Annotated in this window: 12 protein-coding genes and 2 pseudogenes; 4 read left to right on the top strand and 10 right to left on the bottom strand. The window is 62.2% G+C overall.

Translation table 11 applies throughout. The features are described 5' to 3' along the window. Positions 1-257: 257 nt before the first annotated feature. The 8 genes from NKJ06_RS23085 to NKJ06_RS23050 all read right to left on the bottom strand — a co-directional run bounded on the left by NKJ06_RS23085 (position 258) and on the right by NKJ06_RS23050 (position 7,372). Positions 258-1,322, bottom strand: coding sequence for an ABC transporter ATP-binding protein (locus NKJ06_RS23085; protein WP_352634399.1), 1,065 nt, complete (start codon positions 1,320-1,322; stop codon positions 258-260). After that, positions 1,322-2,110 (bottom strand): ABC transporter permease, encoded by a 789-nt coding sequence (locus NKJ06_RS23080; protein ID WP_352634401.1) that lies wholly within the window; start codon positions 2,108-2,110, stop codon positions 1,322-1,324. Before NKJ06_RS23080 ends, NKJ06_RS23085 begins: the two co-directional genes overlap by 1 nt. Beyond that, positions 2,110-2,973, bottom strand: a complete 864-nt coding sequence (locus NKJ06_RS23075; RefSeq protein WP_352634403.1) for an ABC transporter permease — start codon at positions 2,971-2,973, stop codon at positions 2,110-2,112. The genes NKJ06_RS23080 and NKJ06_RS23075 overlap by 1 nt, the downstream gene beginning before the upstream one ends. A 66-nt stretch (positions 2,974-3,039) precedes the next feature. Then, the gene (locus tag NKJ06_RS23070) at positions 3,040-4,101 is read right to left on the bottom strand and encodes an ABC transporter substrate-binding protein (RefSeq protein WP_352634405.1); all 1,062 of its coding nucleotides are present in this window, start codon (positions 4,099-4,101) and stop codon (positions 3,040-3,042) included. Between the two features lie 40 nt (positions 4,102-4,141). After that, positions 4,142-5,104, bottom strand: a complete 963-nt coding sequence (locus tag NKJ06_RS23065; RefSeq protein WP_352634407.1) for a PfkB family carbohydrate kinase — start codon at positions 5,102-5,104, stop codon at positions 4,142-4,144. Then, a complete protein-coding gene (locus tag NKJ06_RS23060; protein WP_352634408.1) occupies positions 5,101-6,141 on the bottom strand; it encodes an ADP-ribosylglycohydrolase family protein in 1,041 nt (346 codons plus the stop codon). Before NKJ06_RS23060 ends, NKJ06_RS23065 begins: the two co-directional genes overlap by 4 nt. Before the next feature lie 3 nt (positions 6,142-6,144). Next, positions 6,145-6,870 (bottom strand): GntR family transcriptional regulator, encoded by a 726-nt coding sequence (locus NKJ06_RS23055; protein WP_352634409.1) that lies wholly within the window; start codon positions 6,868-6,870, stop codon positions 6,145-6,147. A 232-nt stretch (positions 6,871-7,102) separates the two neighbouring features. Further along, entirely contained in the window at positions 7,103-7,372 is a 270-nt protein-coding gene (locus tag NKJ06_RS23050) for a DUF982 domain-containing protein (protein ID WP_352634411.1), read from the bottom strand. 73 nt (positions 7,373-7,445) lie between these two features. On the opposite strand from NKJ06_RS23050, the gene NKJ06_RS23045 reads away from it, so the two are divergent. Then, positions 7,446-7,703, top strand: coding sequence for a hypothetical protein (locus NKJ06_RS23045; protein WP_023814060.1), 258 nt, complete (start codon positions 7,446-7,448; stop codon positions 7,701-7,703). Between the two features lie 231 nt (positions 7,704-7,934). Here the strand turns inward: NKJ06_RS23045 and NKJ06_RS23040 are convergent. Continuing rightward, positions 7,935-8,095 (bottom strand): annotated as a pseudogene (locus NKJ06_RS23040) (DUF3309 family protein). Between the two features lie 249 nt (positions 8,096-8,344). Further along, positions 8,345-9,006: pseudogene (locus NKJ06_RS23035) on the bottom strand (hypothetical protein). 526 nt (positions 9,007-9,532) lie between these two features. Between NKJ06_RS23035 and NKJ06_RS23030 the strand changes: the two are divergent. The 3 genes from NKJ06_RS23030 to NKJ06_RS23020 are packed head-to-tail and all read left to right on the top strand — an operon-like array spanning position 9,533 to position 14,643. After that, on the top strand, positions 9,533-9,682 hold the full coding sequence (locus NKJ06_RS23030; RefSeq protein WP_352634415.1) for a hypothetical protein: 150 nt from the start codon (positions 9,533-9,535) through the stop codon (positions 9,680-9,682). 57 nt (positions 9,683-9,739) lie between these two features. Beyond that, positions 9,740-13,930 carry a tetratricopeptide repeat protein gene (locus NKJ06_RS23025; protein WP_352810732.1) on the top strand — a complete coding sequence of 1,397 codons (4,191 nt, stop codon included), beginning with the start codon at positions 9,740-9,742 and terminating at the stop codon, positions 13,928-13,930. Positions 13,931-13,953: 23 nt separating this feature from the next. Further along, positions 13,954-14,643, top strand: a complete 690-nt coding sequence (locus tag NKJ06_RS23020; protein ID WP_352810730.1) for a hypothetical protein — start codon at positions 13,954-13,956, stop codon at positions 14,641-14,643. Positions 14,644-14,817 lie beyond the last annotated feature (174 nt).

The following is a 14,817-nucleotide window of genomic DNA, read 5'->3' as shown; positions in this document are numbered from 1 at the left end:
AAATCCCGCTCAGCCACAAACGACTCAAAGCACGATGGGCCGACCAAGACCTCCTCCGCCTCTTTACTCATATGCGATAGCCCTGCCCGCAAGGGGGGGAGATTGGCAGCTTCGACCCCGGCACTCATTCTTGCAATGTAGGAGATTTGCGAAAACATCGATGACGGCCAATCTCCCCCCTTGCGGGGGAGATGTCCGGCAGGACAGAGGGGGGGTGCGAAGGAACGCCAACAGTCCCATCTATCGAACCGCGTCGACTAGCCCGGCGCAATCAGCACCGTACTCTCAGGCGACCAGCGCAGCACCACCTCCTGGCCCTCCGCCAGTCTGTCGGCACCGGTGTTCTGCACGATGACCTTCAGCGTCTGGCCAGCACGGTCGACGAAGTATGTGCTGTTGTTGCCGGCGAAAATGCGCTTGGAGACCTGCCCCTTGAGCATGTTGGCGTTGCCATCCGAAGCCCCGCCATCAGTAGCAATACGGATGCGTTCGGGCCGCACCGCACAACTCGCCTTGGCACCAGCGGCAAGGCGAGCACCGGCCCCGGCGGCGATCGCCGTGCCGTCCGGCAGCCGGATGCCGTTGCCAGTGCTGTCGCCGCGAAAGATGTTGGCGTCGCCGAGGAACGTTGCGGCGAACTCGCTCTTCGGCCGGTCGTAGATCTCCTCCGGTGGCCCCTCCTGCACCAGCCTGCCATCGCGCAGGATGCCGATGCGGTCGCTCATCGTCAGCGCTTCTTCCTGGTCGTGGGTGACGAAGATGGTGGTGATGCCGATCTCGCGCTGGATGCGCTTGAGTTCGATCTGCATATCGACACGCAGCGCCTTGTCGAGCGCGCCGAGCGGCTCGTCGAGCAAAAGCACGCGCGGCTTGGTGACGATGGCGCGGGCGAGCGCGACGCGCTGGCGCTGGCCGCCCGACAGCTGATGTGGCCGGCGGGCACCGAGCTTGCCGAGTTGCACCAGGTCGAGCGCACGCTGCACCTCGGTAGCGATGATCGCCTTGGCCTCGCCGCGCACCGACAGGCCGAAGGCGACATTGTCGGCGACGCTCATATTGGGAAACAGCGCATAGTTCTGGAACACCATGCCGATGCGACGCTTTTCGACCGGCACCCGCTCGACGCTCTCACCGCCGATGGTGATGCGGCCGGAGTCTGGAAAATCAAAACCTGCGATCTGGCGCAGCAGCGTCGTCTTGCCGCTGCCCGATGGCCCCAGCAGCGCATAGAAGCCACCGTCGGCGAAATCGATGGAGACATCGTCCAGCGCCTTGTGCGCGCCAAAACTGCGCGAGATGTTCGATACCTGCACGCCAGCCATTATTTCTCTCCGCCGAATTTGAAGAACCGCGCCGTCAGCAGCATCAGCGCCATCGACACCACGATGATGATCGTCGAGACCGCATTGATCTCGGGCGTGAAACCCTTGCGGATCGCGGCGTAGATTTCGACCGGCAGTGTCGTCTGCCCCGGTGTCGCCAGGAAATAGGACACCACGAACTGGTCGAACGAGACGGCAAACGCAAACAGCCCGCCGGCGATGACGCCGGGCATGATCCACGGCAGCGTGACACGCCGCGTCACTTGCCACTGGTTGGCGCCGAGCGAGCGCGCCGCCTCTTCCAATTCCGGCGCGAAGGTCTGCAGCCGCGCCGAGACGACGACGATGACATAAGGCAGCGCCAGCGCGACATGGCCGAGAAGAATGGCGTGCAGGCCGCGGCCGATGCCGATGCCGAAGAAGAAGATCAGCATCGCCGTGCCGGTGATCAGCCACGGTATGGCGATCGGCGGAAACAAAAGCGCCTGCAGGAACTTCTTGCCGCGAAATTCATAGCGATAGAGCGCCAATGATGCCGCCGAGCCGAGCACGGTGCAGATGATGGTGGTGATGATGGCGATCTCGACGCTGTTCCAGGTCGCGGCAATAAGCTGGTCGTTCCGCCACAGCGAGGCGTACCATTCGGTCGTCCATTCGAACGGCAATTGGTAGAAGGGCGAGACGTTGAACGACATCAGGGCCATGATGATGATCGGCAGATAGAGAAAGGCGAGCAGCAGTCCGACGTAGAACCGGCCGAGCCCTTCGAGGATGCGGGCCGTCATCATCACACGGCTCTCCGCAGCACCGGCGAGGCAACCGCCAGGATGACCAGCACCACCGCCAGCAGAATGAAGGAGAGCGCCGCCCCAAGCGGCCAGTTGAACACGGCGACGAACTGGTCCTCGATGACCGTGCCGTAAAAAGTGCCGGTGCGGCCGCCAAGGATGCGCGGCTCCATGAATGAGCCCACGACCGGCACGAAGATAAGCGCCGCGCCCGCCACCAGCCCCGGCATCGACAAAGGGATGATCACCCGCTTCAGCACCTGCAGCCGTGAAGCGCCGAGCGAGCGCCCGGCCTCGATCAGCGAGTCATCGATCGCTTGGAGCGTGAGATAGCAGGTCAGCACCATGTAGGGCACATAGGAGTGCACCAGTCCGATGATGACGGCCGGATAGGAATACATCAGGTCGATGTTGATCTTGAACGGCAGCACGGCGTTGAGTGCGGTGTCGAGGATGCCGCCTTCGCGCAAAACCATCGCCCAGGAGAAGATGCGCACCAGCCCGTTCGACCAGAACGGCAGGATGACGAGCAGGAAGATCGCCTCGCGGCTGCGCCCCTTCAGCACCTTGGCGAGCACGTAAGCCGCCGGATAGCCGATGACGACGCACCACAACGTCACTTCGAGGCCAAGGCGCAGCGAGGCCAGCAGCAGCGTCAGATAGAGACTTTGCGAGAAGAAGGCGGCATAGTTGCCAAGGGTGAATGCCCACGGCTTTCCCGACAGCGGCAACTCGGTCATGAACGAGAAAAAGACCATCGCCGACAGCGGCAGGAAGATCGCCACCGTTAGCCAGACATAGGCTGGCGCCAGCAGCGGCAACGCCGATCTCAGCCGGCTGCGCGACGCGGTTGCAGCTGCCATGATACCCTCCTCCCCAGGATTGAAGAACCAGCCGGCGCGAACCGCCGGCTGGCCCGGATGTGAGCTTTACTTTACGTCGACCTTGAGCTGCTGCCACAGCGCCAGATAGGCTTCGCGCTGCGCGTCGGTTATCGGCGCCTGGAACTGGATGCGCTTGGCCACTTCCGGGTCACCCATGACCTTGCGGTTGAAGGCATCCTCGGGTAGCGCTTCCACCGCCTTGGCGTTGGCCGACACCGGCGCACCGACCTTGGTGACCCATTCGACATAGAATTTCGGGTCGATCATATAGTTGATGAAGGCCTCGGCTCCCGCGACATTCTTGGCGCCGACCGGAATGGAGAATGCGTCGAGCCAGGCGACAGCACCCTCCTGCGGCACGACCAGCGAGACCGGCAGCTTGAAATGCGTCTTGGCCCGATCGGCCGAGCCGCTCCAGTAGGTGCCGATGTCGATCTGGTTGGAGGCGACCATCTGGTTCCAGTCGTTCTCCGAACTCCAGAAGGTCTTGATCTGCGGCATCAGCGAAGTCAGCTTCGTCTTGACCGCGTCCATATCCTTGATGTCATTGATGTTCTGGCCGGTGGCGATGGCGCCGAACTGCACCGCCTCGACGGCGTCGTCGCGAATGACGACGCGGCCCTTGTGCGCGGCATCCCACATCTCGGCAATGCTCGTCGGCGGCTTGTCGAAGGATTTGTCGTTGATGGCGAGCGCCGTCAGGCCCCACACCCACGGCACGCCATAGACCTTGCCGTCATGGACGAGCATTGGCGATCCCGCCTTGTCCTTGCTGATGTCGGCGTAGTTCGGCAACTTGGAGACGTCGATCGGCTGGATCAGCTTGCCGTCCATCGCCTGGTCGTTGAAGGCGGCATTGATCATGACCACGTCGTAGAGCCCGGGATTGGTCCGGATCTTGGTCAGCATCTCCTGTTCGGAATTGAAGAAGTCGTTGACGACCTTGTTGCCGGTCGCCTTTTCGAAAGCCTCGACGGCCCACGGCTCGTCGGTGCCGTAGCCCTTCCAGTTGAGCACATGTATTTCGGCGGCACTTGCGGCCGGCGTGAGTACGGAGGTTATGACGGCAGTCGCCGTCAGCAGGGCGGTCAGTCTGGGCATGCGCATGTTCGTTCCTCTCATTGTTTGCCCGCTTGGCGGGGCTTGTTTAAGCCTCTTGCTTCCGGCCATGCCCGTGATCATCGACATGGCTCAGGAATGTCTGGATTTCGTCATCGGTCGGCGCCGACGAGCCGCCATGGCGGGTGACCGAAATAGCCGCCGCCGCATTGGCATAGCGCGCTGCCTCGAAGGGTGGGGTACCGCGTGCCAGCGCGCTGACGAAAGCCCCGATATGGGTGTCGCCGGCGCCGTTGGTGTCGATGGCGGTGACCGTGTAGCCGGCAATGGTCTGCGCTGACCCGTCGGCCAACCGCACGTGGCAGCCCTTTGCCCCGGCGCGGATGACCACGCCGGCAGCCTGCGGACAATGGTCGTCCAGAAGCCGTGCCGCGACAGCCTCGATATCGCCCGGGCCGGCAATCTCGGCCGCCTCCGTCGTGTTGCAGCTCAGCCATGTCGTGCGGGCGAGTACCCGCGACAGGATCGGGCGCGGAATGTCCGTGACGACCGGCGTCGGGTCGAAGACGAAAGGTGTTTCGTCCGGCAGTGCCTCGATCCAGTCGGTGAGCGCATCGCGACTGCCGGGATAGCTCAGCGTGTAGCCGGAGATGAACACCCAATCATCAGGCGCGACCGTCACCGGCGCCATCAGGTCGAGGCTGAGCACACTTTCGGCACCTGGCCACGACACGAAGGTGCGTTCGGCGTCGCTCGAGATCATGGCGACGCAATTGCCGCTGTCCATCAAGGGCGATGGCGGCGTCAGTGTCTCGATGCCCTCGGCGGCGAACGCAGCACGCAAGAAGTCGCCATTCGGCCCGCAGCCGAGCTGGCCGCCGAACACCACCTGCATACCGGTGCGGCTGGTCGCGACCATCATGTTGAAGCCGCCGCCAGCAACCTGGGCGAAGCTCGACGCCGTCTTTTCCATACCGGGCGCCGGCAAGGCGTCGATGCGGTAGACATAATCGACCACGGCACTGCCGATATGGACGAGACGCCCGCTCATCCCGCCGCGTCCTTGCTGGAACCGATTTTCGCCACTCGTGCCGTCACGAGGTCGGCTGCAAGCGCGCGAACCTCTGACATGTCGATGCCGACAAGCCGCGCGATATGTTGTTGCGGCAATCGGGAAAAGCCGGTGCAGGAGCCGGCCATGCCGGCCGCGATGGCGCCGATCGTGTCGGTGTCACCACCGAGATTGGCGCTGATGACCGCCGCCTGCCATGGATCCCCGCCGGCGACTTCCAGCACCGCGAAGGCAGCCGGAACGGATTCCTGGCTGGCGACGCCGGTGCCGACCAGATCGGTGATCAGCCGGATCGCGTCCTTCGTCGCCTTGCCGCTCACGATGTCCTGTGCCCAGACGATACGGGCGGCGATGTCGCCGCCGGTGACCCAATGGCCGAGCGTCGCCCCCCGCCTCGCCGCCGCGACGGCGCTGGCGGAAGCATCGCGCCAGTCCCCGCCGGCGATGCCGCGGCTGACGGCGGCAGCAACCGCGGCGGCGGAGGCGATGGCGATCGAGGTGTTGTGCGTCGCCCGGCAGGTCTCCGCCACCTTGTCGACGAATGCCCCCAATGGTTCGAGCGGCATCATGATGCCGACCGGGGCAATGCGCATGGCCGCACCGTTGGTGTCGCCACTGCGTCCCGCTTCCTCTGCAGGCACGCCATTGTTGATAGCGTCGATGGCACGCTTGGTCGACGGTCCCAAAAGATCATAGCTGCCGCGCGCCTTGACCTCGCGTTCCCAGTCGAGCAGCGCATTGACCCAGCGCTTATGGTCGAAGCGGTCGCCGGATTCGACGAGAATGCGGCCGAGCAGCAGCGCTTGTTCGGTATCGTCGGTGATGGTGCCGGCAGCCAGTCCCTTCGACACCGGATGATTGGCGAAAGGCGCGATGAAATCCTCGACATGGCCGTGGAGTTCGCCAATTCGGGCCGGCGACAAAAGTTGTGTCGGCATGCCGAGTGCATCTCCCAGCGCTCCGCCGACAAGCGCGCCCATGGCGCGATCGAGCGGGTCCTTGGCTGTGTCCGGCATCGCTCAGAACCTCATATGCAGCGCGAAATGCGCCGGGTTGAGCAGACTGGTGACATATTCGATCGGCCGGTCGTCGACGGCGCGTGTCAACCGGCGGCCGCGCAGGAACGGCGTGCCTTGCGGGCAGCCGAGGATAGTGGCGTCCTCGGCGTTGAGCATCTCGATCTCCACCCATTCCTCGCCATGGTCGGGAAAGAGGCCGGCGGCGCGCAGCGTCTGGTGCAGCGAGCCCTCGCGCAGGCCACGCAGCGGCACGTCCTCCAGTTCGGGAGAAAGGGGCAGCCGGCTGCGCTCGATGGAGATCGCATGGCCATCGCTGGCGTTGGTGCGCACCCGGTCGACGGCGATGAAGAGCGGGCTTTCGATACCAAGCAGCGCAGCCAGATCGATGTCCTCGATGACCTCCAGCCGCAGTGTCCGCGTCTCGGCGTTGGCGCCGGCATTGGCCAGCGCCCGCGACCAGCCGATGGCGTCATCGACCGGCTTGCCGTCGAAGGTGACGAACGAGCCGATGCCGACCTTGGTGGTGATCAGCCCGCGGCTGGATAGTTCCTCGAGGCCCTTGCGGACCGTATTGCGGCTGACGGAGAAGCGCTGGACGAGTTCGTTCTCGCTTTGAAGGCGGTCGCCGAAACCGAGAACGCCGGAGCGGATCTCATGTTCGAGGACGGTGGCGATCTGCTCGGGCTTGCCCGTGCCTGGAGACAGTTGAACCGAGCGCCGCTTCATATGGGTACCTGTTCAATGAACCTGTATAATCCTGTTCAATACAGAGACACGGATGCCGTGTCAACGGATGCCTATGGCAAGCGAGACGAGGCAGAAAATTTCGAAATGCCCGCGAAGCGCGCCGACAGGACGGTCAAATATGGGCTTGGAAAAGCCGACCACCGATCGCTGAAAAGACCGCAATCAATCAACAGGATAGAGGCAAATCTTGATTCAATTTTGGCCGAGCAGGCTACGGCATCGACACTTCACGAGGCTCAACGAGGATATCCGCCTCGATCGCGGCGTTGATGAACGCCGCCCGTGCCGCCGAAGCTTCTTTCTTTCCCTCAAGCACGGCCAGGCAGACCTTGCGGGCAACCATGTGCCTTTGCCCTGTGGCAACCGGCCAGCGGTTCATCAGGATGTCGGCAGCCTGAGCGACCCTCTCCACGTTGAAGATCGAGTTTCGCGACCGACCGAGCGCAATCCTGATCGGCTCATCGAAACGCTGGTCTTGCACCACCCCACCTCCGGAATCGAACGTGCCGACCCAATTCCCTGTATTGTGATAGGTTTCGCGCCAAAGGTGCAAGATGTCTGATTCCAGTGGCCAGAAAAATCCCAGGCTGATCGTCGTGGTTGCGTTCGATCGCGGCGAGGATGGGGAATTGTTTCCAGCCTTTGGACCCGCCGACCAACAGAGCGAAGACCGCGCCATACGCACCGCCAGGGCTCTGGCGGCAAAGCATGCCGGCGTCATCGCATGGAGCCGCGAGGCCGATCCGACGCTAGGCGAATACGGCCCGCCGAACACCCTCTTCGTCAGCGGCGATGTACCTGACATGGAGTAATCTATTGGCGCCAAGCAAAAGCCCGCCACGGTGAACCGGAGCGGGCCTTGGAGGAGGACAAGGGGTGGGACCCTCTCCTCTTGTTTCCACGGGGGGTGTGGACCGCGACCATCCTACAAAAATTTTGAAACAAGCCGGATCACAAGCAGACCTGCACGCATCACAATCCGGTGGGCGCGGGTTATCGAGCCGGTCACGAGATTGCGATCACCCCGAGATGATCGAGCGCGGCTAAATCCGCCCCAGCACGACATGCACGATAATGATGAACAACACGAGCCCGAGGCCGCCGCCGCCATCGTTGCCGGTGCCATAGAAGGGCCGCCGAAGCCGCTGACGCCGCCAAGCAGCGCAATGATGAGGATAATGATGAGAATGGTTCCAAGGCTCATGATCCTCCCGTTCCTGTAGGCGCTCTCGCGCCGGTTTCAACATCGCCCTATTCGGATGTTGCAGAGGATGTGAACACTTTCAAAGGATTGGCGTTCCACCCCGTGCAACGGTGCCGCACGGGAAAGACCCACGAGTAACCACGCAGAAAGCCCGCCAAGGATGGCGGGCTTTCCAACCGGCCGGAGGCCAGGAGAGTGCGGTCAAGCCTCACGGCTGGTTCGGCACTTCCGATCCCGGCGCTCCTGGTGTCAGCGGCGTGCGATCAGCAGGCAAAGCTGGCGCAGGTCGCGGTCGTAGACCCCGGAACTGCCGAGAACATCGACGCAGCGCTTCTTCATCCGCGCCAACTGGCTATCCGACATGTCGGCGACGACACCGGGCAGGTTCGGATGTCCCGGAGTACCAGGGTTACCCGGATTTCCGGGATTGCTTGGATTGCTCGGGTTGCTCGGGTTGGTTCCGCCGCCGATGCCGACACCAACGCCGACGCCGCTCGAGCCACCAACATTGGCGCCGAGACCGGCGGTAATGCCGCCAGACCCTCCGACATTGGCGCCCACACTGGCGTTGATGCCGCCGGAACCGCCAACATTGGCACCGGCACCGGCATTGATACCGTTGCTGCCGCCAACGAAGCACCGAGACCGGCGCTGACGCCGCTCGAGCCGCCGACATTGGCACCGGCACCAGCATTGACGCCACTGCTGCCGCCGACCGAGGCGCCCACACCGGCATTGATGCCGCCGCTGCCGCCAACGGAGGCCCCGACGCCGGCATTGACACCGCCGCTTCCACCCACCGAGGCGCCGACGCCAATACCAAGTCCTGCGGCATTTGCCGGCAGGGAAAGGGCCAGGACTACTGCACTGCCTGCCAACACACTGGCGACTGTTTTGATCGTAAAAGCCATAACACTCTCCTGTTGTCGTTACGCTAGGGCAGTCGGCGAGAAGCCGATTGCAAAGTTTATCTACGAAACAGGTTGGCTTAAGTTTCAGATTGATATCTTATAGCACAAATTATGGTGTCTGTTTTTTTAATTGCGAATTCGTAATAATAGTAAAATTTAAATACAAATTTCACTAGTGCAATATATCAACGTGCGGGTATCGTCGATATACATTTACGAGGCAGCCAAAAAACGATTTTCTGTAAAACCCTAAAAATTCCATCCCTCATGACTGGAATTCTGCTCTGATAGTTGAGGCAGCATCACCGATGGCGTCAGAGACAGCCCTTGGCCAAGGATAGCATCGCCGCCACGATGGCTCCGATCTGACCAGAGCTTGTCGGCGGCCGAACGCGAGCGGCAAGGGTACTGCATCAGGCAGACAATCTGCCCGGAAGGCATGACATCCGCCAGGTCTTGCGGCGACGCACCAGGCGATCGCCTCACGCGTTACCGCATCACAAGTGAAGGATGGGCGGGAGGCCTCGTGAAAGTGCCGGCCATTGCCGGGCAGTTAATCAACAAGATCAGATCGGCATTGAACGCACAACGTCCCAAACGCACGCAAGCCGAAGGCACTGCGGTGCAGATTGGCTCTGCTCCATTGCAATTTATGCTTGCATTCTGGAACAAATAAGGAACAATGCGCGATTGCCGCTGAAGCGGACCAGGTTTTCGGGGGAGGACCAGCGAGATGACGAGCAAAGGTGCGCGGCAGGTTGCCGCTGCGGTCGGGTCGTGCTTGCTGGTGAGGGTTTTGCGCCCGGGTTGGCTGGCTGGGCTTGCGCTCATTCTCGCTCTGAACGCCGTCGCGCTCGCCGCCGGCAAGGACTATGCCGTCTGCTTCAGCGACCGCAAGATCGCTGCCGACCAGCTCATCGCCGCCTGCACGCCGATTGCCGAGGACAACACGGAACCGTCGCGGAACCGTGTTATCGCCTATTTCCATCGCGGCCTCGCCTGGGACGACAAGCACGACTACGACCGGTCGATCGCCGACTACAGCGAGGCGATCACATTTGATGCCAGAGAGGCCTCGGCCTACTTCAATCGCGGGGCTGCCTGGTACTGCAAGGAGGAAAACGACCGCGCCATCGCTGATTTCAACGTCGCCATCAGCCTCGAGCCCGACTCCGGCGATGCCTACTACAGCCGTGGCCTTGCCTTTTTTCGCAAAGGCAAGACCGACGCGGCCATTATCGATTTCGAGCAGGCGCTCACGGTCGATCCGCAAAACAACAAGGCGCACAACAGTCTCGGCGCCACCTGGCAACGCAAGGGCGACCATGACAGGGCTATCGCCGAATATGACGAGGCGATCCGCCTCGATCCACAAGACGCCACAGTGTATGTCAACAGAGGCATCGCCCACGCCTCCAAGGGCGACTACGACCTTGCGATAGCTGATTTCGACCATGCCATCAGCCTCGATCCGGAAAGCGTCGACGCCTATGCCAATCGAAGCGCAGCCTGGATTGGCAAGAGCGACTGGCCGCGCGCGCTTGCCGATGCCAGTAGGGCGGTTGAGATCGCCCCCGGCAGTGCGGATGGCTACTATAACAGAGCCGTCGCCTGGACGAATACAGGCGACGATGATCGCGCCATAGCTGATTTCGATAAGGTGATCGACCTCAACGCGAAGGATGCCGCCGCCTATTTCGGCCGTGCGCTGGCGCTGACGCGCAAGGGCGATCTGGACCGCGCCGCCGCCGACTGCCGAAAAGCGACAAAACTTGACCCGAAACGGGCCGACGCCTGCAACGAGCAGATGATGGGCGGCGAAGCTCTGCCTGGGGAGGAAGCGATGGCCATTCCGCGGCAGGACAATTCCGCCGCCATTGCCTGGAATCTGCAGCAGGGGTTGGACCAGCAGATACAAGGGAATGTCGGGGCCGCCATAGACTCGTTCAGCTTTGTAATCCGGCTCGATCCCTACAATGCCGACGCCTATTACGATCGCGCCCTGGCCAGCGCGTCTGTAGGAGATTATGTGATTGCTGCCGCCGACTGCAGGCAGGCGATCAAGCTCGATCCGAAACGGACAGGTACCTGCAATGAACAGGTCGCAGACGAAGTCCAGCCAGCCGCATCCGCTGCAGGGGAAGAGATCGGGGATTCTGGCGCCGCCAAAATCCTGGTCGAGCGCGGCATGGTGCGGCTGTCCAAGTATGGCATCGAGGGCGCTATTCTCGATTTCGACAGCGCTATCAGCCTCGATCCGGACAATGCCGATGCCTATTTCAGCCGGGGTCGCGCCAAGACGCTGAAGGGAGATCTAGCCGGGGCGGCGGCGGATTGCCGGCACGCCATCGAACTCGACCCGGAGCGGACGGGAAATTGTCGCGAACATGATGCGAACGTCGAAGGCAAGGCGCCCGCGCCTGCGGATGCGCCAGAACCCCAAGCCGCCGTTTCCGACATGGCGGCCACGGAAGACACGCTGGCAGCCAAGGCCCTGGAGTCAACCGATTGGCGCGCCCTGGAAGCGATCCTGGGCGGTGACGCCTTCCTGGATATGGGCAAATACGACCAGGCAATCGGCGCGTATGACAAGGCGATCGCACTTGATCCGAACAACCGGTTCGCCTATTTCGGCCGCGGCAAGGCCTGGGCAGCCAAACGCGATTACGAGCGGGCGATCGCCGACTACGACAATGTCATCCACCTCGCCCCCAATATGGCGTCGGCGCATGCTCGCCGCGGCCTCGCCAAGGTCACCTCAGGCGATATCGATGGCGCTCTCGCCGACTGCGACCGGGCTTCAACACTCGATCCAAAGGTGCGCGACGCTTACTTCTGCAAAGGCATGGCCTGGCACGCCAAGGGCGACCTGGCGCGCGCGATCGCTGCCTATTCGGTAGCCATCGAGATCGATCCGAAGGACGACGCCAGCTACTATGGGCGCGGCATGGCGCGAGCCGACAGGAAGGACTATGACGAGGCTATCGCCGACTTCGGCCACGCAATCAAGCTCGACCCCGACAATGCGGACTACCTCGTCAGCCGTAAGGCGGCGTTGGCGGCGTTGGGACAGGACGACGCGGTTGGCACCAAACGTGCCACTCCGCGGAACGCCGGCAATAGCGCCAAGTCCGGCGGCAAGCGTTCCGCCGTCAGGATGGCGGAACTCGTCCAGGCGACAGACCCGCGCGTTCTTGCCGCGGTACAGCACGGCGACAGTCTGTCGAATGCGGGCAAGTATGACCAGGCAGTCGGCGCGTATGACAAGGCGATCGCGCTCGACCCCGACAGCCCCCTCGCCTATTTTGGCCGCGGCAATGCCTGGTCCGCCAAGCGAGCGTATGACCGGGCGATTGCCGACTATGATCAGGTGATCCGGCTCGTACCGGACCTGCTCTCTGCCCATGTTCGCCGGGGCATGGCCAAGGCCACGTCCGAGGATGCCGAAGGTGCTCTCCTCGATTGCGGCCGGGCGGCCATGGTCGATCCGAAACTGCTGGATGCCTATTTCTGCATAGGCATGGCCTGGCACGTCAAGGGCGACGCCGGGCGAGCGATCACAGCCTACTCGGCGGCGATCGAAATCGATCCGAAGGATGCTCCCAGCTATTATGGACGTGGCATAGAAAGGGCCGACAACAAGGACTACAGCGGCGCCATTGCCGACTTCGACCAGGCGATAGGACTCAATCCGGGCAACCGCGATTACGCGGTCGCCCGCAAGGCGGCGGTGACTGCGTTAAAGAAAGGGGCCGCCGCGCCTGATGCTGTCGGCTCTGATCCCAAGAACCTCAAGGCTTTCATGGATCGCGGCGATGCGTTCTACACGAAGCGCAAATACGATCGCGCGATTGCTGAGTACAGCCGCGCGATCGCGCTCGATCCAAGAAAGGCAGCAGCCTATGTCGGGCGAGGACTGTCGCGCGCCGAGAAGGGCGACTACGATGGTGCTATCGATGACTACGGCAAGGTGATCGAACTCTATCCGACCTATTTCGACGCTTACCTCGGCCGCGCCATCGCCTTGGGCAAGAAGAACGAATTGGATCGTGCCATCGCCGACTACAACCGCGCGGTCGAAATCGAACCTGGCTACGCACCTGCCTATTTCGGGCGCGGCAGCACCTGGTTCGCCAAGGGCGACTACGATCAGGCCATCGCCGACTACGACCAGGCACTCAAGCTCGACCCAAAGCTGGCCATTGCCCGCAAAGGCCGCAAGGCTGCGGCAGCGGCGAACGCCTCAAAGACATCAGGCGAAGCCGCTGGCCAGGCTGGCGAGGGGGCGATCAAGCCAAGTAACGCTTCGCCGGCTGCGCAGGCGTTCAGCAAGGGCTGGACGCTGCACGAGAGGGACGACTATGACGGCGCCATAGCGCTTTATGACAAGGCGATTGCGCTCTTTCCCGCATTCCACGACGCCTATCTGGCCCGAGCAATGGTCTGGGAGGCCAAGAGCGACTACGCTCATGCCGTCGCCGATTACAGTCAGGCAATCACGCTCAATCCGAATTTTGCCGAGACTTACTACGACCGTGGTCAGAACCGCGGTTTCCAAAGAGATTACGACGGAGCGCTTGCTGACTACGGAAAGGCCATCAGTCTCAATACCAAGGACGCAAGGGTCTATGCCCATCGAGGCCTTATATTGATGGGCAGGCATGAGGACGTCGCAGCGTTACGTGATTTCGAAAAGGCGCTCAGCCTCGACGGGAAGAATCCCTTTGCCTATTTGGGCCGGGGGGTGATTCGGATCGGCAAGGCGAATTATGACGGGGCCATCGCCGATTTGAGCCAGACGATAAAGCTCAAACCGGATTTCGCCGCCGCCTATAAAGTGCGGAGCAGGGCGTGGGACGCCAAGGGTAACCAAAAGCGCGCCGAAGCCGACCGCAAGAAGGCGCGGAGCCTCGGCGCGAACTAGACAGGGTCAGGGAGGGCCGGTGGATGGGACGTTGGAAAGGCTTTGGTGTGGCGGCGGTCGCCGCTTTGTCGTTTGTTGCGATAAAGGTATTGCCCTGGGCGCTCGGCTTTGCCGGCGGCAAATATCTTTACCAGACGGTGGCGGGCTCGCCCGATCCACAGATGCTGACCACAGCTCAGGTAAGCGAACAGATTGAGAGCCAAGGAAGCCAGATTTTCAAGGCAATCAAGCAGGAGTTTCCAGACGACTACGACGTCGTCGTGGAAAAAATCACGGCCATGGCCAGACTTGGAAATGTCGATCAGGTGCGAAATACGAGCAGGATGGCTGTCGCCGATCTCAGGCGAAGATACGCATCCCTGCTGTCCTCGGCTCCGGACGGCAACGCCGCCGAAGCGCTGCGTGCACAATCGGATATGCTCAACCATGTCATGGCGCGGGAAACCGCTGCCATCTGCAACAACTACCTTCGTGAAGGGCCGGATGCGCTCGGCACGCCGGACCAGGATTTCCTGATCGACATGGACAAGGTCGGCGCCACCCTGTTCCACGCTTTCGGCGCAGCGAAGAATGGCAGTCTGCCGGCCGCCGCTGCCAGCGACGGAGACTGGTCGCTGCTGGCCGACGCTTTCATCAACGCTGGCGGCACTCCCGCCGAGATGACTGCCATTGCCAATGTCAGTCGGGAATTCGAAGGTCTCTGCCAGCCGTAGCAAAACTCTACGCAGCCGCCCTGTCGCTGCAGGGTGAACCCGGGCGACACATCAAAACCACTCTGCTCTATGAGATCGTCCGGAATTGAATTGGTCGGGTCTGCTGATCTGTGGGTCTGACGTAGAGCTGCCGCACCTCGTGAGCTTCTTTGGCTGGCCAGCCATTTCCTCGAA

It is taken from the genome of Mesorhizobium sp. M0293 (genome assembly GCF_040321735.1).
Classification (GTDB): domain Bacteria; phylum Pseudomonadota; class Alphaproteobacteria; order Rhizobiales; family Rhizobiaceae; genus Mesorhizobium.
This window is presented reverse-complemented; position numbering and strand designations above follow the sequence as displayed.

Excerpts from the sequence above, each read along its gene's own strand:
- NKJ06_RS23085 (WP_352634399.1), bottom strand. The coding sequence starts at position 1,322 with ATGGCTGGCGTGCAGGTATCGAACATCTCGCGCAGTTTTGGCGCGCAC.
- NKJ06_RS23080 (WP_352634401.1), bottom strand. The coding sequence starts at position 2,110 with ATGATGACGGCCCGCATCCTCGAAGGGCTCGGCCGGTTCTACGTCGGA.
- NKJ06_RS23075 (WP_352634403.1), bottom strand. The coding sequence starts at position 2,973 with ATGGCAGCTGCAACCGCGTCGCGCAGCCGGCTGAGATCGGCGTTGCCG.
- NKJ06_RS23070 (WP_352634405.1), bottom strand. The coding sequence starts at position 4,101 with ATGCGCATGCCCAGACTGACCGCCCTGCTGACGGCGACTGCCGTCATA.
- NKJ06_RS23065 (WP_352634407.1), bottom strand. The coding sequence starts at position 5,104 with ATGAGCGGGCGTCTCGTCCATATCGGCAGTGCCGTGGTCGATTATGTC.
- NKJ06_RS23060 (WP_352634408.1), bottom strand. The coding sequence starts at position 6,141 with ATGCCGGACACAGCCAAGGACCCGCTCGATCGCGCCATGGGCGCGCTT.
- NKJ06_RS23055 (WP_352634409.1), bottom strand. The coding sequence starts at position 6,870 with ATGAAGCGGCGCTCGGTTCAACTGTCTCCAGGCACGGGCAAGCCCGAG.
- NKJ06_RS23045 (WP_023814060.1), top strand. The coding sequence starts at position 7,446 with ATGTCTGATTCCAGTGGCCAGAAAAATCCCAGGCTGATCGTCGTGGTT.
- NKJ06_RS23025 (WP_352810732.1), top strand. The coding sequence starts at position 9,740 with ATGACGAGCAAAGGTGCGCGGCAGGTTGCCGCTGCGGTCGGGTCGTGC.
- NKJ06_RS23020 (WP_352810730.1), top strand. The coding sequence starts at position 13,954 with ATGGGACGTTGGAAAGGCTTTGGTGTGGCGGCGGTCGCCGCTTTGTCG.